Origin of the sequence: Arthrobacter sp. B1805, assembly GCF_002929745.1 — a bacterium.
Lineage (GTDB): Bacteria > Actinomycetota > Actinomycetes > Actinomycetales > Micrococcaceae > Arthrobacter_D.
On the sequence record NZ_PJIQ01000004.1, the window covers coordinates 160241 to 179859 of the forward strand.

The following is a 19619-nucleotide window of genomic DNA, read 5'->3' on the forward strand; positions in this document are numbered from 1 at the left end:
TCCGGCATCAGTTCCACGGTATGGACGTACCACGGTGACATGGAAGGCTGGTGGGATGACCGGCACAGCGTGGCAGCAGAAGATCGATCGCTTCTACGAGCAGGACTTCGACGACGACGATCCGCAGGGCTCCATCGCGAAGATGGGCGAGCTGCTCGCCGAGCGTCCCGAGGATGATGCAGAGGCCTTGTTCGAGTTGGCCGGTGTGCACGATGCCCTGGGTTTCGAGAACGAAGCGATCCCGCTGTACAGGCGAGCCATCGCAGCAGGGCTGAAGGGCACGAGCGCGCTACGGGCGTCCATCCAACTCGCGAGTAGCCTGCGCAACGTAGGCGCGTCCGCCGAGGCTCTGACGATCCTCGAATCCATGCCGGATGGCGGCATCGACGAAGGGGCGCGCCAGGCCTTCCTCGCCCTGGCGCTGCATGACGAAGGCAGACACGGCGACGCACTGAAGACCGCGCTCCTCGCCCTCATTCCGACCCTCGATGGCTACAAGCAGTCCCTCACCGCTTACGTGACAGAACTGCCAAGCACCGCCACGAAGCCCCAAAGCGGGGAGCCCAGGTAAGGGATCCCCCAGCCGGGACGACCACAGATGCTCAGGGTCGCTCGGATCTTGCCTGCCCGATCTTGCGTGACGTCATCCGTGCAGCAGTCCTGCCAACCCCGTGACTCGCACGCAACACCTGCATCACCTCGCGCAGCGGAACCGCGCCATCGTCAGTCGTAGTGGGTTGATCGATGACTTCGAGGGTCCAACCGCGTCTACCGAGTGGTGGTATGCAGCACAAGAAAAGGATGAAAATGATCAGCGATTGGCAGACAGTGCACCAGGAACGGCAGGCCCTTGCAGATGATCTGGCATCGCTGACGGATGCGCAGTGGGCGACGCCCTCGCTATGCCAAGGCTGGGACGTTCACGACGTCGTCGCGCACCTGACAGGTTCAGCAAAGACCACCCGCCGCAGCTTCTGGCTGTCCCTCATCAGGTCGGGCTTCGACTTCGACCGCGCAAATGCCCGGGAGGTAGAAACCGAACGAGCTCCCACTCCTGCCGAGACCCTCCAGCGATTCAAGTCCACCATCACCAGCACCAGAACCCCTCCCGGGCCCTTCATCACTCGTCTCATCGAAATCGTCGTGCACGGCGAGGACATAAGGCGCCCGCTCGGTATAGAACACGCAGCCCTGCCGTCGAAGCTGCGAGAGGCTGTGGCCTACTTAGCCCAAGACCGCCTGTCAGGTGGGAAGAAGCGGCTGAGCGGCCTGGAACTCACCGCGACCGACGAGGGATTCACGATCGGCTCGGGCCAGGTGATTGCGGGGCCGGCGCTGTCGCTTCTACTTGCGGCGTCCGGACGGCCGGCCGCCCTTTGCGACCTCCGAGGGCCCGGCCTAGCGCTTCTCCGGAGCCGCTTGACCCTATGATACGAACAAACCTGAGCGTCAACGGCACGATATCGTGGGCGCATGGCCGACATTCGAGGTCTCGACGAACTCCTGGCCGCTCTCAACGCCGGGGAGACAATCCCCGGAGGTTCGGCGCACCATGAGGCCATGCACGCCGTGAGCCAGGAGTCCCTGCGCATCACCGCCGAGCTCAACGGACGGTACCACTCCCCCATGGAGGTGAGGGCCCTGATGGGCGAACTGACCGGGCGCGAGGTCCCGGAGTCCTTTCAACTTTTCCCGCCGTTCAGCGCTGACTTCGGCAGGAACATCCGCTTCGGCGCGGAGGTGTTCGTCAACAGCGGCTGCCGATTTCAGGACCAGGGGGGCATCGACATCGGTGACAGGTCCCTTATCGGCCACAATGCGGTGATTACGACCTTGAATCACGATATGGCGCCTGGCCGACGAGCAGACATGCACCCGGCTCGCGTCGTGATAAGGGTGTGTGGTTCGGGGCCAACGTGACGGTCCTGCCCGGGGTGACCGTCGGCGATGGGGCTGTAGTGGGAGGGGGTGCAATCGTCACGAGGAATGTTCCCGCGGGGGCACTGGTCGTTGGGGTGCCGGCACGGCGTGTCGGCGCGGCGTGTCGGCGCGGTCCCGGAAGGGTAATGACCGGCGCTGACGCTGCTGTTCTGGCTGATCACCCTGCCCAAGCGCTATGCGAAGACGGCCCCGAAGACTGCCCGACACATGTACCAGGTCCGGCAGTCCATCCGGGTGAACCCCCTGGTGATCAAGATCTTCTGGGGCTTCAGTGCGCTGCTGGCTATCACCACGCTCGTCCTGCCCTTCGTGTCGTCCGGACAGTCCTCGCCGGAGCTGGTTCCCCTGAGCGCATTCTTCGCCGTGTTCTTCGCCGGGCTCGCATACGGGCAGTCCCACCAGCTACGGCACCTCGCCGCGGCCACGGAGACATCTGTGGACGTCAGGTGAGAGGACTTCACGATGATGGTTAGGGCTACCGGAGGAAGGTTCCGGCTGCGCTCAAGCAGTAGGGGTGGTTCGGTATGGGAAGCTACGTAGCGTGCGTGATGACCTGGGTGGCAGGCTAACGAGTTGCGACCCGTTGGTGCGCACTGACCCGACGATCACGGGTGAATTCCTTGACGCCGAAGGAGGCGAGCAGCACCACGGTGAACCACGCTCCGATGACGGAGGACGAGGGGAACAGCAGTCCGACGGCTACGCCGGTGACGATCATCGGAATCGCCAACAGCAGGAACGAGCGCATGCCGTAGAGGAAGACGAACGGCAGGTAGTGCGCCCCGACGAGCACCATTGCTGCAGGGAAGAAGAGGTCCGCGTCGAACGCAGCAAGCGTCAGGGCCACAAGGAATCCCAGGGGCACCTGCATTGCAGTCTGGAAAGCCAGCGCTGACATCGGGTGTCCAGCCGGCAACGCGGAGGGCCCACCGAGGAGGCCGAGACCGAGGGTCGTGAGCGGGAAGATGAGCATCCCGCCGACGAACAGGACGAACGGAGCGATACCAGCGAGCCCGCTCGAGGCGGCAGCTGCCGAAGCAGCCCACATCAGTGCCGTCACGATCTGTCCGACCGAACCGCGTCTGTAAACGCGCCGAATGTCCGTCTGAGCTGCAGAGATGTCCATAGTCAGATTCTGTCAGTTCGCGCCGCGGTGTCGAACTGGCTCGGCGTTACTGTGAGCTCGACGACGACTGGATTCCTCACGTCCTGGCTGAGCCACAGCCTGGCCATTAGCGGGCGATACGTCGGGCCGGGCGACAGGTCGAGGACTTGAGCGCGGCTGCCCTGCATCTACGGCCCCTACGGCGCGAGGGGCAGGTGTTCTTGCCGGATGGGGTAAGGACCGCCTCTTCTGCTTTCATGCGGGATGGAGCGCGACCTCCCATACGGCGTTGCACGCTTTCTTGGTCCGCCAGGTCGAGGATCCCCCCCGCCGAACTGACCCGTCTGGCCGCTAAGACGTCGACAGCGGGGTTGGTCGGATACGTCGATCTTCACGGCCTGAACCCGGGCGAGGAAGAGCTCGGGTTCGTCACTGAGCCCTCGAACCGCTGGACAGGGACTTGGGCGGTAGTCCGCGGAAGCTGGAGTCTCGGACGGCTTCAATGAACCTCCGGTGCAACAGGCTTCTCCTCCTGCGTCCAGGTAGCGAAAGCTATCGCACCCGAAACCACCCCGAGGATGAGGAAGACCAACATCGGAGTTCTACCTGAAGCCAGCCCGCCGGAGAGGCCGATGATGCCACAGCTGCCGGCCGAGGCCAGACACGCCAACGTCGTGTCCTCCATGCCTACTCTCCCCCGCCGCCAGCGCCGCCCCCACCGTCGAAGCCTCCCCCACCCGAGGATGAGGATGAGTCGCCGCCGGAAGGGCCCCCGCCAGGGTGCGACTCGTGACCGCCCATGAGCGCTGCCCCACCCAGGACAGCCGCGGAGGATCCGCCCCCGCTGTCGGGCTGACTTGCGGCTCTCGCCGTACGCCTGCTCGCCTCCTGGTTACCCTGGCTCGTCTTCGGTGAGGATCTTCGGGCGATCGCCAGCAATGCGAGGACGATAACCACCGCCGCCACCAAAATGAAGGCGAAGATCAGTGCACCAGATAGGTCCACGGTCAGACTCCTGTCGGCTCGATGAGGTTGCACGGGTGCTGTGCGGGGATTGCCCCTCACAGCCCAGCAGCAACGAGCCGGCACCGAAACAGCCCTTGGGATGATATTCAGGGGACCAGCATCGGTGCCGGTTCGTCGCCTCCTGGCACAAGGACATTCACCGAGGCAGAGCACTTCGATCTCTCAGCTGGGTATTCAGCAGTGCGGTCCCGCTGAAATCTTCGAGTTACGACAAATCACGATTCCGCGGGATTACCTCAGAACGGAAGCAATCACGCCGACTCACACATTGAAGCGGAACTCCACCACGTCGCCGTCGGACATGACGTACTCCTTGCCCTCGATCCGGACCTTGCCCCGTGACTTCGCCTCGCTCATCGAGCCGGCATCGACCAGGTCGTCGAAGGACACCACCTCGGCCTTGATGAAGCCGCGCTGGAAGTCGGAGTGGATGACGCCCGCGGCCTCAGGCGCCGTTGCACCCTTCCTGATCGTCCACGCGCGGCTCTCCTTGGGGCCCGCCGTGAGGTAGGTCTGCAACCCGAGGGTGTGGAAACCGACGCGCGCCAGCTGGTCGAGGCCGGACTCCTCCTGGCCGTTCATCTCGAGCATTTCGCGAGCCTCCGCCTCGTCGAGTTCCACGAGGTCGGCTTCGAGTTTGGCATCGAGGAAGATGGCGTCGGCGGGCGCCACGAGCTCGCGCAACTCCGCCTGACGCTGCGGATTGCCGAGAACGGCGTCGTCGACGTTGAAGACGTAGATGAACGGCTTGGCCGTGAGCAGGCTCAACTCACGAAGGTGCTCCATCTCGAGCTTGTCGCTCGCTACGGACGAGAAGATCGTGTCCCCGCGTTCCAGGACGGATTGCGCCGCCTGCATCGCGCTGAGCTGCGCCGCTTCGCGCTTCTTGATCTTCACTTCCTTCTCGACGCGAGGGATGGCCTTCTCGAGCGTCTGCAGGTCGGCGAGGATCAGTTCGGTGTTGATGGTCTCCATGTCCGACCGCGGATCGACCTTGCCGTCCACGTGGATGACATCGGGATCATCGAACACGCGGATGACCTGGGCGATGGCTTCGGCCTCACGGATGTTCGCGAGGAACTGGTTGCCGAGCCCCTCCCCCTCGGACGCGCCCTTGACGATGCCTGCGATGTCGACGAAGGACACGGTTGCCGGCAGGATGCGCTGCGAACTGAAGACCTCGGCGAGCTTCGCAAGGCGTGAATCGGGCAGGTTGACCACACCGACGTTTGGCTCGATGGTCGCGAACGGATAGTTCGCGGCCAGCACGTTGTTGCGCGTCAGCGCGTTGAAGAGGGTTGATTTGCCGACGTTGGGCAGTCCGACGATGCCGATAGTAAGAGCCACGGGAGACAAGTCTACCGGGCAGGGAGGACCCGCTTCGCGGTGTCGCCACCCCTGAATGTCGGAGGGTGCTGCAACAGTGTGGGCATGAGCACCACCACGCTTCTTCTCGTCCTCCTCGCCTTCGTCCTCGGGTGCGCACTCGGCGCGTTCCTGGTGGCGCGCCCACTGCGGCATCGTGCGGACGAGCTCCGCTCCGAGCTCGACGACGCCGCAGCGCGCCTGGGGAGCACGACGACGGACCTCGCGGCAGCAGTGGCCCAGCGCGATATCCTGCAGCAGCACAACCGTGAGTTGTCCGGTAAGACCTCGACGGACAACGACGTCCTGCGCGCCCTGGCTCCGGTAGCAGAGAAATTGACGCAGGTGCAACGGCAGGTGGGCCTTCTCGAACGTGATCGCGTGGAGCAGTACGGACAGCTTGCGCGGCAGCTCGAGGAGTCGCGCGAGGCCGACGCGCGCCTCCTGGCGACGACCCACTCGCTGGCCGGCGCGCTGCGTAGCAACAGTGCGCGCGGCCAGTGGGGCGAGGTCCAGTTGCGGCGGGTGGTCGAGGCGGCAGGCATGCTCTCCCGTGTCGACTTCCTGGAGCAGGTCTCGATTCCGACGGGTAGTGACGGCGAGCGCGCACGCCCGGACATGGTGGTCCAGCTCCCGGGCGACAAGCAGCTCGTCATCGATGCGAAAGTACCCTTGACGGCGTTCCTCGCCGCGCAGGAGCTGCAGGGAACGGCCGAAGGGCAGGCTCAGGCCGACGGCGGCACGGAGTTCCGCCGGGACGAACTGCTGCGGCAGCATGGAAAGGCTCTCCGCGCGCACATCGACGCGCTGGCCCGCAAGAAGTACTGGGAGGGCGTGGCCAATTCGCCGGAGCTGGTCATCTGCTTCATCCCTGTCGAGTCCGTCCTCTCGGAAGCTCTGCGAGCGGACCCCGAACTGCTGGACTACGCCTTCAGCCGGAACGTCGCGCTCGCCTCACCGGTGTCCCTGCTCGGCATCCTCAAGGGCGCTGCCTTCAGCTGGCGCCAGGCCGTCCTCACCGACAATGCCCGCGAGCTCTTCGATCTGTCCAAGCAGCTGTACGAGCGCCTCGGCACGATGGGCGGACACGTCACCCGGCTCGGGGCCTCGCTGAAGACGTCCGTCGAGCGTTACAACTCGTTCGTAGGGGCACTCGAATCGAGGGTCCTGCCCACCGCGCGCCGTATCGGTGCCTTTGACTCCGCATCGCTGGACGTCGTCGACGCTGCGGTCGGGGGAACGGACGGCCTGCACGACTCGCAGGGCGCCGACGTCAGTCTGCTCGGCGCAGCTCGCGCTCAAAGGGCCGGCAGCCCGGCATCGCCCGGTTACTCGGGAGCTGCCATCGATGCCACGCCCCGCTCACTCACCGCCCACGAGCTCCTCGACGGCACTGACGGCTAGCCGCAGCACTGCGGTCAGTTCAGTGCCGTACGGTCCTGCCGCTGGCCGCGACCCCCGCGGCCCTGCGACGAATCGCCCATGGCCTTCAGCGCTGCGCGGATCTCCTTGGGCAGGGAGAAGATGATGTCCTCCTGCGCCGTCACGACCTCCTCGACCTCTCCATAGCCGTACTCGGCGAGCAGCCGGAGCACGTCCTGCACGAGGTTCTCGGGTACGGATGCACCGGAGGAGATACCGACCGTGCGCACGCCCTCGAACCAGGACTCATTCACCTCGTTCGCGAAATCGACGCGATGCGCTGCTTTCGCCCCGTACTCCAGCGCCACCTCGACGAGGCGCACGGAATTCGAGGAGTTCGCAGAACCCACGACGATGACGAGGTCGGTCTGTGGTGCGATCTTCTTGATCGCTGCCTGGCGGTTCGACGTGGCGTAGCAAATGTCGTCGCTGGGTGGGTCCTGCAGTGTCGGGAAGCGTTCCTTGAGCAGGTTCACGGTCAGCATCGTCTCGTCCACACTGAGCGTGGTCTGCGACAGCCAGATGAGCCGCTCCGGATCGCGGACCTGGACCTTGTCGACGTCCTCAGGACCATTGACGATCTGGATGTGGTCCGGAGCCTCTCCCGCCGTGCCCTCTACTTCCTCATGGCCTTCGTGGCCGATCAGGAGGATGTCGAAGTCGTCGCGGGCGAACCGCTGCGCCTCCTTGTGCACCTTGGTGACGAGCGGGCAGGTGGCGTCGATCGTGCGCAGTCCCCTGTCCTCGGCGGACTGCACGACTGCGGGTGAGACACCGTGCGCCGAGAAGACCACGAGCGCTCCCTCGGGAACCTCGTCGGTTTCCTCGACGAAGATGGCACCCTTCGCCTCGAGCGTCGAGACGACGTGCAGGTTGTGCACGATCTGCTTGCGCACGTACACCGGCGGGCCGTAGTGCTCGAGGGCCTTCTCGACGGCGATGACCGCGCGGTCCACGCCGGCACAGTATCCGCGGGGGGCAGCGAGCAGTACCTTTTTCTCACCCAGGACCGGCGCTGCTGCCAGCACGTCCTCGGGAGAGCGACGCCTGCGCGGAATGGTGGGCATGGGGACCTGAACGGTGGTACTGGTCATATCCCAATTCTACCGGGTCGCAACGTTCGGGCCGGGTGTTCCGGCGCTGCTCGGCTGTGAGCTAGGCCCTACGGCGACGCTCGAAACCGATCCGGAGAACGACGCCGATCACGACCGCGATCGATCCCGCGACGATGACAGGGACGCTGGAGCCTGCGATGTTCGATCCCGCTCGTTCAGCAAGTCCCCGGATGAACACGTCGGCTATGGCACTCGTTCCCGGCGCCTGGGCGGCAATCCCCGGCACCCACTCTCCTGCGAGATAGCCGATCACGCCGAGCCCGGCCACGCCGAGACCCAGCAGCGCGAGCGTCGTGCCCCTCCGCCGTGCGATGACGAGCGCGAGTAGCGCCAGGACTCCCGCTCCCGCGAGGTAGAGCCGCCAGCTCTGCACCCCATCGGCGAGACCGCTCAGAAGCCCGCCACGCTCGATGGATCCGACGTCGATCGTGGTGTCCTCAGGCACCGGCACATCCACCCCCAGGCTTTCGCTGACGCTCTCCGCCACGAGCCCCACCACCGGACCGACGTCGAGGGTCAGGATGGCCGGAGCCGGCTCGGACGGTTGGGGCGCCTGCGCGAAAGTGAATGCATGGGACAGTCGCAGTGTCTCCCGCCATGCTGCCGGATAGCCGGAGGAGCCGGTCACTGCTCCCGCGGCGTCCCGGACCAAGGGTTCGACGAAGGAGTCGAACTGCTCCGGCAGCCCCGTGGTCGCCGTGACCTCCTGCGCCAGCGAGTCGGTGAGCGCCGCCTGGAAATCGGCATCGTCAGCCAGCGGTGCTGCAAGCGCCACGAACCCGGACTCCTCCACGAGGTTCTCGTCGATCCAAGCAGACGTGAGACCGGCAGCAGCGACGGCAAGGGCGAGGAGTGCCAGGAGGGCAGAGACGAGGGTCCGCATGGAATCCTTTGATGGAGATCGGATGCACGATTATGCCCGGAGTGCGTTGCCGGGCATAACCAGCAGGCAGCGAACCACCCTGCGGCTTCCACAGACATAAGCTGGGCTCCGCGCCTGTGGGTCCGGGATGGTACAGATGGACAATGCCCGAACGACGTGCGGAACCGGAGGCAGTTGCCTCCCGAAGGACAGGACAGGAATGACGAGCGAGGGAAGCCGCGCCCAGCCGATGGCCCAGATTCCGCAGCAGAGGTCATCCGTCCCGGCGACGGCGGCCGAGACGTCTCCTGAAACCCCGTGGCCGCTGCATCTTCTGTCCGAGAAGCTCAAGGCCCACATCGATCGTGCACCTGCGGCATGGGTGGAGGGACAGGTCATCGAACTCAACCGTCGATCGAGCATGTGCTACATCACCCTGCGGGACGTCGATTCGGAGGTCTCTCTGTCGTTGTCCGTGTACGGAACCGTGATGGATCGGGTCTCGTCCCCCTTGGACCGCGGGTCGCGGGTGGTGGCCCGCCTGAAGCCGGACTTCTGGGTCAAGACGGGTCGCTTGTCGATGCAGACGATCGACATCCGGCCTGTGGGCATCGGGGACCTCCTGGCGCGGATCGAGCGACTCAGGCAGGCGCTGGCGGCGGAGGGGCTGTTCGCCGCGAACCGCAAGAAGCAGCTCCCCCTCCTCCCTCATCGGATCGGCCTGATCACCGGTCGCGATTCCGATGCGATGAAGGACGTGATGCGTAACGCGGCCCTGCGGTGGCCCGCCGTCGAATTCGAGGTACGGGAGGTCGCGGTGCAGGGCGTGAACAGCGTCGCCCAGGTGACCGCGGCGCTCGCGGCGCTGGACGCAGATCCCCGCGTCGACGTCATCATCATCGCGCGCGGTGGTGGGGCGCTCGAGGATCTCCTCCCCTTCAGTGACGAATCCCTGGTCCGGGCGGTTGCGCTTGCCATCACTCCGGTGGTGAGCGCGATCGGGCACGAGGCGGACCGCCCGCTCCTGGACGAAGTGGCAGACCTCCGCGCGTCGACCCCGACGGACGCAGCGAAGCGGGTGGTGCCCGATGTGTCCGAGGAGCTGGCTCGCATAGGCCAGGCTCGTGCTGCCCTCGAGCGATCGATCCGCGTGCTCGTCCACCGCGAGACCGAGAGCCTCGCGAATCTCCGTTCCAGGCCGTCGCTGTCCAAGCCCGAGGGGATGATAGACGTCCGTGAGGCCGACATCGGGCGCCTGAGGTCGCGGGCGCTGCGGTGCACCACCGCTGCCGTGGAGCGCGAGGCGGATTCGATTCATCACCTGCGTGAGCGTGTCAGGTCGCTTTCGCCCCAGAAGACTCTGGACCGCGGATACGCCGTGGTCCAGACACGGGACGGTCATGTCGTGACGAATCCGCAGGAGGTACAGGGCGGGGAAGCCCTGAGAATCCGCGTAGCCGGCGGCCGGTTCGGGGCAGTCGCCCAGAGCCTGTCAGACGGCGAACCCCGTCCATGAGGGCGGAGTTCCCCGGGTTCCACCTGGATCCCGGGCGTGTCCGGCCGCAGGTTCGCCACCGTCGGTCACACCTCGAACGATTCCGGCCGGAACACCTTGGCCACCAACAGATGAGGACAACGAAATGACCGAGACCAACCAGCCGGAACCGGGACAGGCAGACGTCGCCGCACTGTCCTACGAGCAGGCCCGCGAGGAGCTCGTGGCCGTCGTGTCTCGGCTCGAGGCGGGTGGTGTGAGCCTCGAGGAATCGCTGGCGCTGTGGGAACGTGGCGAGAGCCTCGCGGATCGCTGCGAGGCATGGCTGGAGGGCGCGAAGGCGCGGCTCGCGGCTGCCCGGGACAAGGCCGAGGGCCAGTAGCGCCCTGTCGGCGGGCAGCACGGCGCCATGACCCGCGGGTCAGTCCGCGCGGACAGGCAGCTCCTGCAACGCCCACTGGTTTCCGTCCGGGTCGGCGAAGTAGACGAAACTACCCCAGGGCTGCACGTCCACCTCGCTCGCCTCGACTCCTCGGTCCAGCAACTCCTTGCGGGCCCCGGCGGCGTCGTCCACGACCACCTGGATCCCGTGCAGCGATCCGGGCGCCATGGTGCTGATTCCCTCGCCGAATGCGATGGAGCAGGCGGACCCGGGCGGCGTGAACTGGACGAAGCGAAGCCCGTCCTCGACCCGGTGGTCGTGATCCAGGGTGAATCCCGCCCTGTCTCGGTAGAAAGCGATCGCCCTGTCCACGTCGCTGACGGGTAGTGCGATGAGTTCGATCTTCCAGTGCATGTGTACCTCCGTCGTGTCCGGTGCCTCCACCCTAGGAGGTATCGCGGACGGGTTCGGTCCTTGTTCCTGACCGTACCGACGGCACGATGGTCAGGACGCAGAGAGCCGCTGCTTCTCCAGCTTGACGTCGAAGGTAGCGCGTGGCCAGGTCAGCTGCATGTCCTCGAGTGTCGCGGTGAGCAGGTGCTGGACGGCGAGCCGGGCGAACCACTTCCGATCTGCGGGCACTACGTACCAGGGGTTGTCGGGCGTGCTCGTCCGCTCGACCGCGAGCTGGTACGCCTCCTGGTACTGATCCCAGTAGCCGCGTTCGTCGACGTCCCCCGGGTTGTACTTCCAGTACTTGTCCGGGCGCTCGAGCCTTTCCGCCAGTCTGGCTTTCTGCTCGTCCTTGCTGATGTGCAGCATGACTTTGAGCACCCGGGTGCCCGATGCCACCACTTCGTTCTCGAAGGACCTGATCGCGCCGTACCGTTGCTCGATCTCCTCGGGTGCGGACAGTCCGCGGACCCGGTGGATCAGCACATCCTCGTAGTGTGATCGGTCGAACACACCGATCATGCCGGGCTTGGGAAGCTCCCTGTGAATACGCCAGAGGAAGTCATGGCTCTGTTCCTCGTCCGTCGGCGCTTTGAATGCGTGGTGCTGCACACCCTGCGGATCCACGAGTCCCACCACGTGCCGGACTATGCCGCCCTTGCCCGACGTGTCCATGCCCTGCAGGACGAGGAGGACTGAAATCTCGCTTCCGGCCCGGCTCTCGGCGAACAGCTTCTCCTGGAGCCCCGACAGCGCCTTCGCGCCGGCCGCGAGTGCGGCCGTGCCTGCTTTCTTCCCGCCGTCGAACCCGGGGGTGGAGCGAGGGTCGACGGCGTCCAGCGAGAAGTCCGGTCCGGCCAGGAGAAGACGCCGCATCTCGGCAGAGCTGTCGGTCTTCGGTGCCATTATTCCTCCTGCTGTCGAAGTGCTGTCGAGAACGTCCCGTCGGGTCAGGGCTTGTAGGTCGAGAGGAAGTCGGCGAGCCTGCCGATGGCGTCCTCGATGACCTCGACGCTGGGCAGCGTGACCATGCGGAAGTGATCGGTGGCGATCCAGTTGAAGGCGCTGCCGTGCGAGATCAGGATCTTCTGCTGCTTCAGGAGGTCGAGGGCGAACTTCTCGTCGTCCTTGATGGGGTAGACCTCGGGGTCGAGCTTCGGGAAGAGGTACAGGGCGCCCTGCGCCACCTCGCAGCTCACGCCCTCGATCGCATTGAGCATCTGGGCGGCCTTGTCGCGCTGCTGCTTGAGGCGCCCGCCCGGCAGGATCAGGTCGTTGATGCTCTGGTATCCGCCGAGGGCCGTCTGGATGGCATGCTGGGCCGGCACGTTCGCGCACAATCGCATGTTCGCGAGGAGGTTGATGCCCTCGATGTAGTTCGCCGCGTCGCGCTTCGGCCCCGAGATCGCCATCCAGCCGCTACGGAATCCGGCGATGCGGTATGCCTTCGAGAGGCCGCTGAACGTGAGGCACAGGACGTCGTCCCCTGCCACCGACGCCGCGTTGATGTGGACGGCGTCGTCGTACAGGATCTTCTCGTAGATCTCATCCGCGAACAGGATGAGCCCGTGCTCGCGCGCGAGCCTGACGATGCCCTCGAGGATCGACCTCGGGTACACCGAGCCCGTCGGGTTGTTCGGATTGATCAGGACGATGCCCTTGGTGTTGGGCGTGATCTTCGACGCCATGTCCTCGAGGTCCGGCCACCAGTGGTTGTCCTCGTCGCACAGGTAGTGCACGGGAGTGCCGCTGGCAAGGGCAACGGACGCCGTCCAGAGCGGGTAATCGGGCGTCGGGATCAGCACCTCGTCGCCCGCGTTGAGAAGGGCCTGCATCGAGAGGGTGATGAGTTCGCTGACGCCGTTGCCGAGATAGACGTCGTCGACATCGATCGAGTTGATGCCGCGGCTCTGGTAGTACTGCACGACGGCGGTACGCGCGGAGAAGATACCGCGGGAGTCGCTGTAGCCCTGCGACCTCGGGAGATTGCGGATCATGTCGACCAGGATCGCGTCCGGTGCTTCGAAGCCGAACGGGGCCGGGTTGCCGATGTTGAGCTTGAGGATGCGGTGGCCCTGGGCCTCCATGGTCATGGCGTGTTCGAGCAGCGGCCCCCTGATGTCGTAGAGGACGTTACGGAGCTTTTCCGACTGCTTGTAGGTGGCCATTGGATCAGGATGCCACAGCAGGGGCCCGTTACGCGGCATCGAAATGCGGCTTAACGGGCCCCGGCCTTCCCACGGATTCCGGTGCGGCGGTACTAGCCCGCGAGCCCCTTCTCGGCGAGCCAGTCGGCGGCGGCGTCGGCGGGGTTCCGCTTCTCGTCGCCACTGACCTCGCGGTTCAGTGCCAGCAGGTCCTCGGTGGTCAGTTGCGCCGACACCTCGTTGAGGACCTTCTGGGCCTCCTCGCTCACGGTTTCGGTATTGATCAGCGGCAGCACCTGCTGGGCGATGAAGTTGTTCTCCGGGTCCTCGAGGACCACGAGGTCGTTGTCGGCGATCGACGGCGTCGTCGTGTAGATGTCGGCTGCCTGCACGTCGTCGTTCAGCAGTGCCTGCAGCGTGATGTCTCCACCGCCGTCGTTGATGGCCTCGAAGCCGCCGGGCTCGCAGTTGTACTTCTCCTTGAGGCCGGGCAGGCCGTAGGCGCGCTCCTGGAACGTGCTGGGAGCGCCGATCGTGATCTCGCCACAGACCTCTGCCAGATCGGCGATGGACGTGAGGTTGTACTTCTCGGCTGTCGCCGCCGTGACGACGAGTGCGTCCTTGTCCTCGGCCTTGGAGGGCTCGAGCACGCCGAGCTTCACATCGGGCGACTTCGCGGTCAATGCCTCGGGGAGCGCCGCGACGATGTCCTCGGCAGATTCGGCGGTCGCATCGGGATCGGCGAACAGCAGCAGGTTGCCGCTGTAATCGGGGATGATGTCGATCGACCCGTCCTCGACAGCGGAATAGTAGATCTCGCGGGAGCCGATGTTGAGTTTGGTAGTGGCCTCGACACCGGCTGCATTCAGCGCGCCGGCGTAGATCTCGGCGATGATCTGGCTCTCCGCGAAGTCAGCTGAACCGACGACGACGGAGCCGCTCGCCTGGGTGGCGGTCTCCTCCGGCTGTCCTTGGGGTTCCCTGTTGGCACCGCAGGCAGTCAACGCCAGCGCGGCCGTCAGGCCGCCAGCCAGTCCCATCAAAGCGCGCCGACCGGCGCGTTGTGCTGACAGGTTCTTCATGGTGTTCCTCCTTGTGCACTGGCGACGGCCTTCTGCCGGCCAGATCCTTGTGCCTTCCCGGGGCCCGACGTGCGCAGCCCAGGCGAGATGGCGATTCTCTGCAGCAGTCCCATGAGCAGATCGACGGCGATCGCGAGGACGGTGATGACCACGGCGCCGCCGAAGAGGCGCCCGTAGTCCGCTAGCTGTGTTCCCTCGACGAGGAAGACCCCGAGGCCGCCGAGGTTGATGAAGGCGACGACGGCTGCGGTCGCGATGACCTGCAGCACGGCGGCGCGTACACCCCCGAGGATGACCTGCAGACCATTGGGCACTTCGACCCGGAAGAGGATCTGCATCTCGCTCATGCCCATGCTGCGCGCGGCATCGACCACCGCACGGTCCACCGAGGAGATGCCGGCGTAGATGCCGCTCAGCAGCGGGGGGACGGCCAGGAGGACGAGCGCCCAGATGGGCGGCATGAGCCCGAGCCCTGCGAGGAGCACGAACAGGAAGACCATGCCGAGGGTCGGCAGGGCACGCAGTATGCCGACGCCGGACACGATCACGATGCGGCCCCGCCCCGTGTGGCCGACGTAGAGACCGATCGGTACGGCGATGACGAGTGCGATCAGCATGGTCAGCCCGGTGTAGCCGAGGTGCTCGACGACGCGCGTGGGAATCCCGCGCTCCCCCGCCCAGTTCTCGGAAGCAGTCAGCCACTCCCACATCTGGATGAGGAGATTGTTGCTCGAGTAGTCCATCAGGCTCCTGCCACCCTCGCCTCGAGCGCCACGGTGTCCCGTGCCGGCTTCGCGCCGGCGGCCGTCCTGCGCGTCCACGGCGTCAGCAGGCGCTCGGCCAGCACGAGCACGAGGTCCATGACGAGAGCCAGCAGCAGGATGATCACGATGCCGACGGCGATCTCCGTCGGGAACGACCGGAAGAGCCCGTCGGTGAACAGCGTGCCGAGGCTCGGGACCCCGATGAGCGCACCGACGCTCACGAGCGAGATGTTCGTGACCGAGACGACGCGGAGTCCGGCGAACAGCACGGGCAGCGATAGGGGGAGGTCGACGGTCAGGAACCTGCGCATGGGCTTGTAGCCCATGGCGACCGCGGCCTGCCGGACGCCGTCGTCGATCGAGTTGAGGGCATCCAGCGTGGAGCGGACGAGCAGGGAGAAGGCGTAGATGGACAGCGCCACGATCACGTTGATCGGGTCGATCACCTTCGTACCGAGGACCACGGGGAGGAACACGAACATCGCGAGCGACGGGATCGTGTACAGGATGGAGGAGCCGGTCAGCAGGACCGATCCGACGGTGCGGTTGAGCCGCGCGACCTGCGCCATCGGCACGGCGACGAGGACGCCCAGCAGAAGCGGCACGATCGCCTGGAACAGGTGCAGGCGTGCGTGGAGCCAGATGTAGTCGAGGTTGCCGAGGAACCAGTCCACGCTCAGACCACCGTGTTGTGATCGGCGCGCCCGCGGTCGAGCCTGGCAGCCTCGATGAGCTCGAAGACCTCCGCGGCCCTCACCACCCCGAGGGCGCGCCCGTCGGCGTCGACCGCTACGCCCAGGCCCGACGGCGAGGACAGCGCGGCATCCAGCGCGCGGCGCAGGGTGTCGCCGCGCGTATACAGGGAACCTCCGGGAACGGCCTCGGCCTGCTGCGTGATGCTTTCACGCCGGGCCTGCGGGATCCAGCCGTGGGGACGACCGTCCGCGTCGACGAGCAGCGTCCAGGGCGACCGTACGGAGACCGTCGGATCCCCGAGCCGCTCCACCTCGATGGTCTCGATCGGGTGGATCACGACCTGGTCCCCCGGCTGGAAGGACAGGTGGCGGAATCCGCGATCCCTTCCCACGAAGGACGCCACGAAGTCGTCCACCGGCACGCGCAGGATCTCCTCGGGAGTGGCGTACTGGGCGAGCCGCCCCCCGACGGCGAGGACGGCCACCTTGTCGCCCAGGATCGTCGCCTCGTCGATGTCGTGCGTGACGAAGACGATCGTCTTGGCGAGGTCGCGCTGCAGTCGCAGCAGTTCCTCCTGCAGTTCGGCGCGCACCACCGGGTCCACTGCGCTGAAGGGCTCGTCCATGAGCAGCACCGGCGGATCCGCTGCGAGGGCGCGAGCGACACCCACCCGCTGCTGCTGGCCGCCGGACAGCTGGCCGGGGTAGCGCCGGCCGAGGTCCGACGCGAGGCCGACGACGTCGAGCAATTCCTGCGCCCGTTTGCGGGCGTCTGCCTTGCCGACCCCGTTGAGCCGGGGCACGGTCGCTATGTTGTCCAGCACGGTCCTGTGGGGCAGGAGGCCCGAGGCCTGCATGACGTAGCCCATCGAGCGCCGCAACTCCGCGGCATTCCGCTGCGAGACGTCCTGCCCGTCGAGGAACACCTGGCCCGACGTCGGTTCCACCATCCGGTTGATCATGCGCATGGACGTCGTCTTGCCGCAGCCCGATGGCCCTACCAGGACCGTGATCCTCCCCCTGTCGATGGCCATGGTGAGATCGTTCACCGCGGGGCGCCCGCCGTCGTACGTCTTCGTGACGTGGCGGAACTCGATCATGGGATGTTGGCTGGACGCCTGCTCGGTGGAAGTCATGGCAGCTGTGCCTTTCGTGGCAGGAGCTTCTCGGCCGGGCTACACCCGCGGGCCGCACATGATGCGGTTCCGGCTTGCCGTCCGAGTGGTCGATGAGCGGGGCGCTCAGCGGTCAGTTCAAGCTGTCGGAGGTTCTGAGTCTAACCATGACTTCGGAGCAGACAAGGCCTCATATGGGTCGCGGCTGCGTCACACTGCGACACCCGCCCCCGGGTGGACCTTGTGCCCGGCTCGGAAACGGTCCCGGCCCGGCTACGCCCGCCCTCCGGCCAGGAACTTCGCCCCCATGACCGGATCCTCGGTGAGGAACACGACCTCGATCACGCCCTCGGCGGTGAGGCGGGCCCGGAGGCGGGCCTGCAGGTCGGGCTGGTGCATCGCGAGCCCTCCGCCCAGGACGATCGGACCAGGTACTCCGATCACCGTCGCGACATCGAGCACGAGGCGCGTGAGGTCTGCTGCCGCTCGGTCCACGATCGCCGCGGCGTCCTCGTGTCCGTCCCGTGCGGCGTCGAACACCGCCCGGGACTGTGCTGCCCAGTACGTGCGCCCCGCTCCTGAGTGGAAGAGTCCGATCAGTTCCGGCACGGTATCCACTCCGTTGAGCGCCAGGACGGCCGTGTCGAGCGTATCGGGACGCATCCCGAGGTCGTGCCGATGCAGCGCACGACGGACTGCTTCACGCGCCACCCAGTAGCCGCTGCCCTCGTCCCCGAGGAGGTAGCCCCAGCCGCCCGACCTGGCTTCCCTGCCGTCATCCCCCACGCCCCAGGCCACCGACCCCGTTCCGGCGATGACCGCGATGCCGGTTCGTGCACCGCCCGCCGCGAGGATGAGCCGTGTGTCATGGACGACGTCGATGGCGGCGTTCGGCGTGTTCGGGGCGATCAGACCCCGAAGGCGTTCGGCATCGGCTGCCGTGTCCACTCCCCCGGATCCAGCGACGACGAGGCCGACACCGTGCGCCTGCATGGGCGGCAGGAGTTCCTCGAACAATGCCCGCAGGTTACGGGCGGCTTCCGCGGGAGTGACGTTCTGCACGTTCGCACTCCCCGCGCGTGCCTCCCGGACGAGCGTGCCGCCGACCCACAGCGCACCGTGCGTCTTGGAACCGCCGATGTCGAGCCCGACGACGACCGCTCCGTCACCGTTGCCTCCGACTCCTCCGAGCGCTCCGTCCTTCCCGTTCCTGCCGGCTCGGATGGTCGGGAGGGACTCGTGCGCGGGCGTGTTCGACATGCCTACAGCCTACAAACAGCGGAACCCGTCCGGGTCGGACCCCGAGGACCGACCGGGCGGCCCGCCTACTGAGGGGCACGTTACCGAGTGGCCCGCCTACCGGGCGGCTCGGCGGCGGACGATCAGTGAACCGATGGCGAGCACCGCGCACACGGCGGACACAGCCGCCGCGAACACCGTGACGGACTCGTTCAGCCCCCATACCCCGGCGGCGGCACCGAGGCCCAGCACGGGGACGGCGCTGCCGAGGTAGGTGATGACGTACACGGCACTGACGGTCTGGGCATGCAGGGCCGGGTCGACCTTCACGGACACCTCGTTGAAGACCACCCGGAAGGCCATGCCCTGCCCGAAACCGGCAACGACGCAGGCTGCGACGAGCAGGGAAACGCTGCCCGTACCCTCGGCGACCGGCAGGAGGCCCACCCCCACGGCCATGCCCGCGAGGCCCAGCGGCACCACGAACCGTCCGCGGGGTGACAGCAGCTGACTGACGGCGGACGAGCCGAGCACGAGGGCCGCGAGAAGGCCGATGAGCGGTCGCGACGACGTACCGGCTATTCCCGCGAACCAGGTGGGAGCAAGGCTCAGCGTGAAGCCGAAGACCGCGAAACTGAGGAAGCCGACGGACGACGCCGTCCAGAAGGACCGTCGCGCGTCCGGCGATACCGCAGGACGTCTGGGTCGCAGTGCCGACAACGGATTGTCCGGGGCCCCGGGTTTGATCGCCGGCCGCGCACGGAGCAGCACGAGAGGCACCAGAAGGCTCGCGAGCACCACCAGGTAGACGAGGAAGGGCGTCCTCGTGGGAGTGGGCAGGAGCGAGAGGAGCCCGCCGATCACCGGCCCTGCGGCCACTCCCCCGGCGGAGGCCATCAGCGTGAAGCGGGATGCCCAGTCCGGCCGGGTCGGAAGGAGGTCCCGGAGCGCGGCGGCGCTCGCGCCGGTGGCCAGGGCGACGGCAGCACCCTGCAGGATTCGCCCGGCGGCCAGCATCGGCAATGAGGTGGCGAACCCGAACAGGGCGGCGCCGAGCAGTCCGAGAACGACGGCGAGGACCAGCGCGGCGCGCCGCCCGATGTAGTCCGACCAGTGCCCAGCCAGGACGAGCCCGACGATCAGCGCCACGACGTAGGAGGCGAACGCGACCGTGACGGCGAACGATGTCAGCCCGAGTTCCGCCTGGATGAGCGGGTAGATGGGCGTCGCGAGGTTGGCCCCGATCAGGAGCGTCGAGATCACCGTCACCGCGAGCGCGAGCCGCACCGCCAGGGACGCGTCCCAGCTGCGGCGCTCAGCGGAGGACGGTTTCATCCGGAGCTCGTTGATGACGCTCATCCCACCGCTTCTCCTTGCTCGCACGCGCTCAGACTATGGCTCTTCCGCGCGC

21 protein-coding genes are annotated in these 19619 nt (G+C 66.6%); 7 read left to right on the forward strand and 14 right to left on the reverse strand.

Annotation, left to right across the window (positions count from 1 at the left end; all coding sequences use genetic code 11):
- Positions 1 to 55 precede the first annotated feature (55 nt).
- The 4 genes from CXQ96_RS06245 (at position 56) to CXQ96_RS18810 (ending at position 2391) form a co-directional block, all read left to right on the forward strand.
- A complete protein-coding gene (locus tag CXQ96_RS06245; protein ID WP_104117168.1) occupies positions 56 to 571 on the forward strand; it encodes a tetratricopeptide repeat protein in 516 nt (171 codons plus the stop codon).
- Between the two features lie 212 nt (positions 572 to 783).
- Positions 784 to 1431 (forward strand): maleylpyruvate isomerase family mycothiol-dependent enzyme, encoded by a 648-nt coding sequence (locus tag CXQ96_RS06250; RefSeq protein ID WP_258058903.1) that lies wholly within the window; start codon positions 784 to 786, stop codon positions 1429 to 1431.
- Between the two features lie 42 nt (positions 1432 to 1473).
- Positions 1474 to 1920, forward strand: coding sequence for an acetyltransferase (locus CXQ96_RS18805; RefSeq protein ID WP_104117169.1), 447 nt, complete (start codon positions 1474 to 1476; stop codon positions 1918 to 1920).
- A gap of 228 nt (positions 1921 to 2148) precedes the next feature.
- The gene (locus CXQ96_RS18810) at positions 2149 to 2391 is read left to right on the forward strand and encodes a hypothetical protein (RefSeq protein ID WP_258058925.1); all 243 of its coding nucleotides are present in this window, start codon (positions 2149 to 2151) and stop codon (positions 2389 to 2391) included.
- A gap of 115 nt (positions 2392 to 2506) precedes the next feature.
- Here CXQ96_RS18810 and CXQ96_RS06265 read toward each other — a convergent pair whose 3' ends face one another.
- The 3 genes from CXQ96_RS06265 to ychF form a co-directional block, all read right to left on the reverse strand.
- Positions 2507 to 3067 carry a hypothetical protein gene (locus tag CXQ96_RS06265; RefSeq protein WP_104117171.1) on the reverse strand — a complete coding sequence of 187 codons (561 nt, stop codon included), beginning with the start codon at positions 3065 to 3067 and terminating at the stop codon, positions 2507 to 2509.
- A 666-nt stretch (positions 3068 to 3733) separates the two neighbouring features.
- Entirely contained in the window at positions 3734 to 4051 is a 318-nt protein-coding gene (locus CXQ96_RS06275; protein ID WP_181036378.1) for a hypothetical protein, read from the reverse strand.
- A 282-nt stretch (positions 4052 to 4333) separates the two neighbouring features.
- Positions 4334 to 5419, reverse strand: a complete 1086-nt coding sequence (ychF, locus tag CXQ96_RS06280; protein WP_104117173.1) for a redox-regulated ATPase YchF — start codon at positions 5417 to 5419, stop codon at positions 4334 to 4336.
- Between the two features lie 84 nt (positions 5420 to 5503).
- Here ychF and rmuC point away from each other — a divergent pair, with 84 nt between their 5' ends.
- Complete coding sequence (gene rmuC, locus CXQ96_RS06285; protein WP_104117174.1) at positions 5504 to 6841, forward strand: DNA recombination protein RmuC; 1338 nt, start codon at positions 5504 to 5506, stop codon at positions 6839 to 6841.
- A gap of 14 nt (positions 6842 to 6855) precedes the next feature.
- Here the strand turns inward: rmuC and CXQ96_RS06290 are convergent, their stop codons facing one another.
- Together CXQ96_RS06290 and CXQ96_RS06295 are read right to left on the reverse strand one after the other, a co-directional pair.
- Positions 6856 to 7953: a 4-hydroxy-3-methylbut-2-enyl diphosphate reductase gene (locus CXQ96_RS06290; RefSeq protein WP_104117175.1), complete on the reverse strand. Its 1098-nt coding sequence runs from the start codon at positions 7951 to 7953 to the stop codon at positions 6856 to 6858.
- Between the two features lie 61 nt (positions 7954 to 8014).
- Positions 8015 to 8857, reverse strand: coding sequence for a hypothetical protein (locus CXQ96_RS06295; protein WP_104117176.1), 843 nt, complete (start codon positions 8855 to 8857; stop codon positions 8015 to 8017).
- 199 nt (positions 8858 to 9056) lie between these two features.
- On the opposite strand from CXQ96_RS06295, the gene xseA reads away from it, so the two are divergent.
- Both xseA and CXQ96_RS06305 read left to right on the forward strand, forming a co-directional pair.
- Positions 9057 to 10352, forward strand: a complete 1296-nt coding sequence (gene xseA, locus CXQ96_RS06300; protein ID WP_258058904.1) for an exodeoxyribonuclease VII large subunit — start codon at positions 9057 to 9059, stop codon at positions 10350 to 10352.
- A 124-nt stretch (positions 10353 to 10476) separates the two neighbouring features.
- Positions 10477 to 10713, forward strand: coding sequence for an exodeoxyribonuclease VII small subunit (locus CXQ96_RS06305; protein WP_104117177.1), 237 nt, complete (start codon positions 10477 to 10479; stop codon positions 10711 to 10713).
- 39 nt (positions 10714 to 10752) lie between these two features.
- On the opposite strand, the gene CXQ96_RS06310 is transcribed toward CXQ96_RS06305, so the two are convergent.
- From CXQ96_RS06310 to CXQ96_RS06350, 9 genes are all read right to left on the reverse strand, one after another.
- Positions 10753 to 11127, reverse strand: a complete 375-nt coding sequence (locus tag CXQ96_RS06310; protein ID WP_104117296.1) for a VOC family protein — start codon at positions 11125 to 11127, stop codon at positions 10753 to 10755.
- Between the two features lie 90 nt (positions 11128 to 11217).
- Positions 11218 to 12042, reverse strand: coding sequence for a PPK2 family polyphosphate kinase (locus tag CXQ96_RS06315; RefSeq protein WP_104117297.1), 825 nt, complete (start codon positions 12040 to 12042; stop codon positions 11218 to 11220).
- Between the two features lie 74 nt (positions 12043 to 12116).
- Positions 12117 to 13334 (reverse strand): pyridoxal phosphate-dependent aminotransferase, encoded by a 1218-nt coding sequence (locus CXQ96_RS06320; RefSeq protein ID WP_104117178.1) that lies wholly within the window; start codon positions 13332 to 13334, stop codon positions 12117 to 12119.
- A 92-nt stretch (positions 13335 to 13426) separates the two neighbouring features.
- Positions 13427 to 14395 (reverse strand): ABC transporter substrate-binding protein, encoded by a 969-nt coding sequence (locus CXQ96_RS06325; RefSeq protein WP_104117179.1) that lies wholly within the window; start codon positions 14393 to 14395, stop codon positions 13427 to 13429.
- Positions 14392 to 15138: an ABC transporter permease gene (locus tag CXQ96_RS06330; RefSeq protein WP_258058905.1), complete on the reverse strand. Its 747-nt coding sequence runs from the start codon at positions 15136 to 15138 to the stop codon at positions 14392 to 14394. Before CXQ96_RS06330 ends, CXQ96_RS06325 begins: the two co-directional genes overlap by 4 nt.
- Entirely contained in the window at positions 15138 to 15833 is a 696-nt protein-coding gene (locus tag CXQ96_RS06335; RefSeq protein WP_104117180.1) for an ABC transporter permease, read from the reverse strand. Before CXQ96_RS06335 ends, CXQ96_RS06330 begins: the two co-directional genes overlap by 1 nt.
- A 2-nt stretch (positions 15834 to 15835) precedes the next feature.
- Positions 15836 to 16954 carry an ABC transporter ATP-binding protein gene (locus CXQ96_RS06340; RefSeq protein WP_104117299.1) on the reverse strand — a complete coding sequence of 373 codons (1119 nt, stop codon included), beginning with the start codon at positions 16952 to 16954 and terminating at the stop codon, positions 15836 to 15838.
- A 288-nt stretch (positions 16955 to 17242) separates the two neighbouring features.
- On the reverse strand, positions 17243 to 18229 hold the full coding sequence (locus CXQ96_RS06345) for an N-acetylglucosamine kinase (RefSeq protein WP_104117181.1): 987 nt from the start codon (positions 18227 to 18229) through the stop codon (positions 17243 to 17245).
- A gap of 96 nt (positions 18230 to 18325) precedes the next feature.
- On the reverse strand, positions 18326 to 19567 hold the full coding sequence (locus CXQ96_RS06350) for an MFS transporter (RefSeq protein WP_104117182.1): 1242 nt from the start codon (positions 19565 to 19567) through the stop codon (positions 18326 to 18328).
- Between the last annotated feature and the right edge of the window lie 52 nt (positions 19568 to 19619).

Excerpts from the sequence above, each read along its gene's own strand:
- CXQ96_RS06325 (WP_104117179.1), bottom strand. The coding sequence starts at position 14,395 with ATGAAGAACCTGTCAGCACAACGCGCCGGTCGGCGCGCTTTGATGGGA.
- CXQ96_RS18805 (WP_104117169.1), top strand. The coding sequence starts at position 1,474 with ATGGCCGACATTCGAGGTCTCGACGAACTCCTGGCCGCTCTCAACGCC.
- CXQ96_RS06245 (WP_104117168.1), top strand. The coding sequence starts at position 56 with ATGACCGGCACAGCGTGGCAGCAGAAGATCGATCGCTTCTACGAGCAG.
- xseA (WP_258058904.1), top strand. The coding sequence starts at position 9,057 with ATGACGAGCGAGGGAAGCCGCGCCCAGCCGATGGCCCAGATTCCGCAG.
- CXQ96_RS06320 (WP_104117178.1), bottom strand. The coding sequence starts at position 13,334 with ATGGCCACCTACAAGCAGTCGGAAAAGCTCCGTAACGTCCTCTACGAC.
- CXQ96_RS06265 (WP_104117171.1), bottom strand. The coding sequence starts at position 3,067 with ATGGACATCTCTGCAGCTCAGACGGACATTCGGCGCGTTTACAGACGC.
- CXQ96_RS18810 (WP_258058925.1), top strand. The coding sequence starts at position 2,149 with ATGTACCAGGTCCGGCAGTCCATCCGGGTGAACCCCCTGGTGATCAAG.
- CXQ96_RS06295 (WP_104117176.1), bottom strand. The coding sequence starts at position 8,857 with ATGCGGACCCTCGTCTCTGCCCTCCTGGCACTCCTCGCCCTTGCCGTC.
- CXQ96_RS06350 (WP_104117182.1), bottom strand. The coding sequence starts at position 19,567 with ATGAGCGTCATCAACGAGCTCCGGATGAAACCGTCCTCCGCTGAGCGC.
- CXQ96_RS06340 (WP_104117299.1), bottom strand. The coding sequence starts at position 16,954 with ATGATCGAGTTCCGCCACGTCACGAAGACGTACGACGGCGGGCGCCCC.
- CXQ96_RS06315 (WP_104117297.1), bottom strand. The coding sequence starts at position 12,042 with ATGCGGCGTCTTCTCCTGGCCGGACCGGACTTCTCGCTGGACGCCGTC.
- rmuC (WP_104117174.1), top strand. The coding sequence starts at position 5,504 with ATGAGCACCACCACGCTTCTTCTCGTCCTCCTCGCCTTCGTCCTCGGG.
- CXQ96_RS06310 (WP_104117296.1), bottom strand. The coding sequence starts at position 11,127 with ATGCACTGGAAGATCGAACTCATCGCACTACCCGTCAGCGACGTGGAC.
- CXQ96_RS06305 (WP_104117177.1), top strand. The coding sequence starts at position 10,477 with ATGACCGAGACCAACCAGCCGGAACCGGGACAGGCAGACGTCGCCGCA.
- CXQ96_RS06330 (WP_258058905.1), bottom strand. The coding sequence starts at position 15,138 with ATGGACTACTCGAGCAACAATCTCCTCATCCAGATGTGGGAGTGGCTG.
- CXQ96_RS06345 (WP_104117181.1), bottom strand. The coding sequence starts at position 18,229 with ATGTCGAACACGCCCGCGCACGAGTCCCTCCCGACCATCCGAGCCGGC.
- CXQ96_RS06290 (WP_104117175.1), bottom strand. The coding sequence starts at position 7,953 with ATGACCAGTACCACCGTTCAGGTCCCCATGCCCACCATTCCGCGCAGG.
- CXQ96_RS06250 (WP_258058903.1), top strand. The coding sequence starts at position 784 with ATGCAGCACAAGAAAAGGATGAAAATGATCAGCGATTGGCAGACAGTG.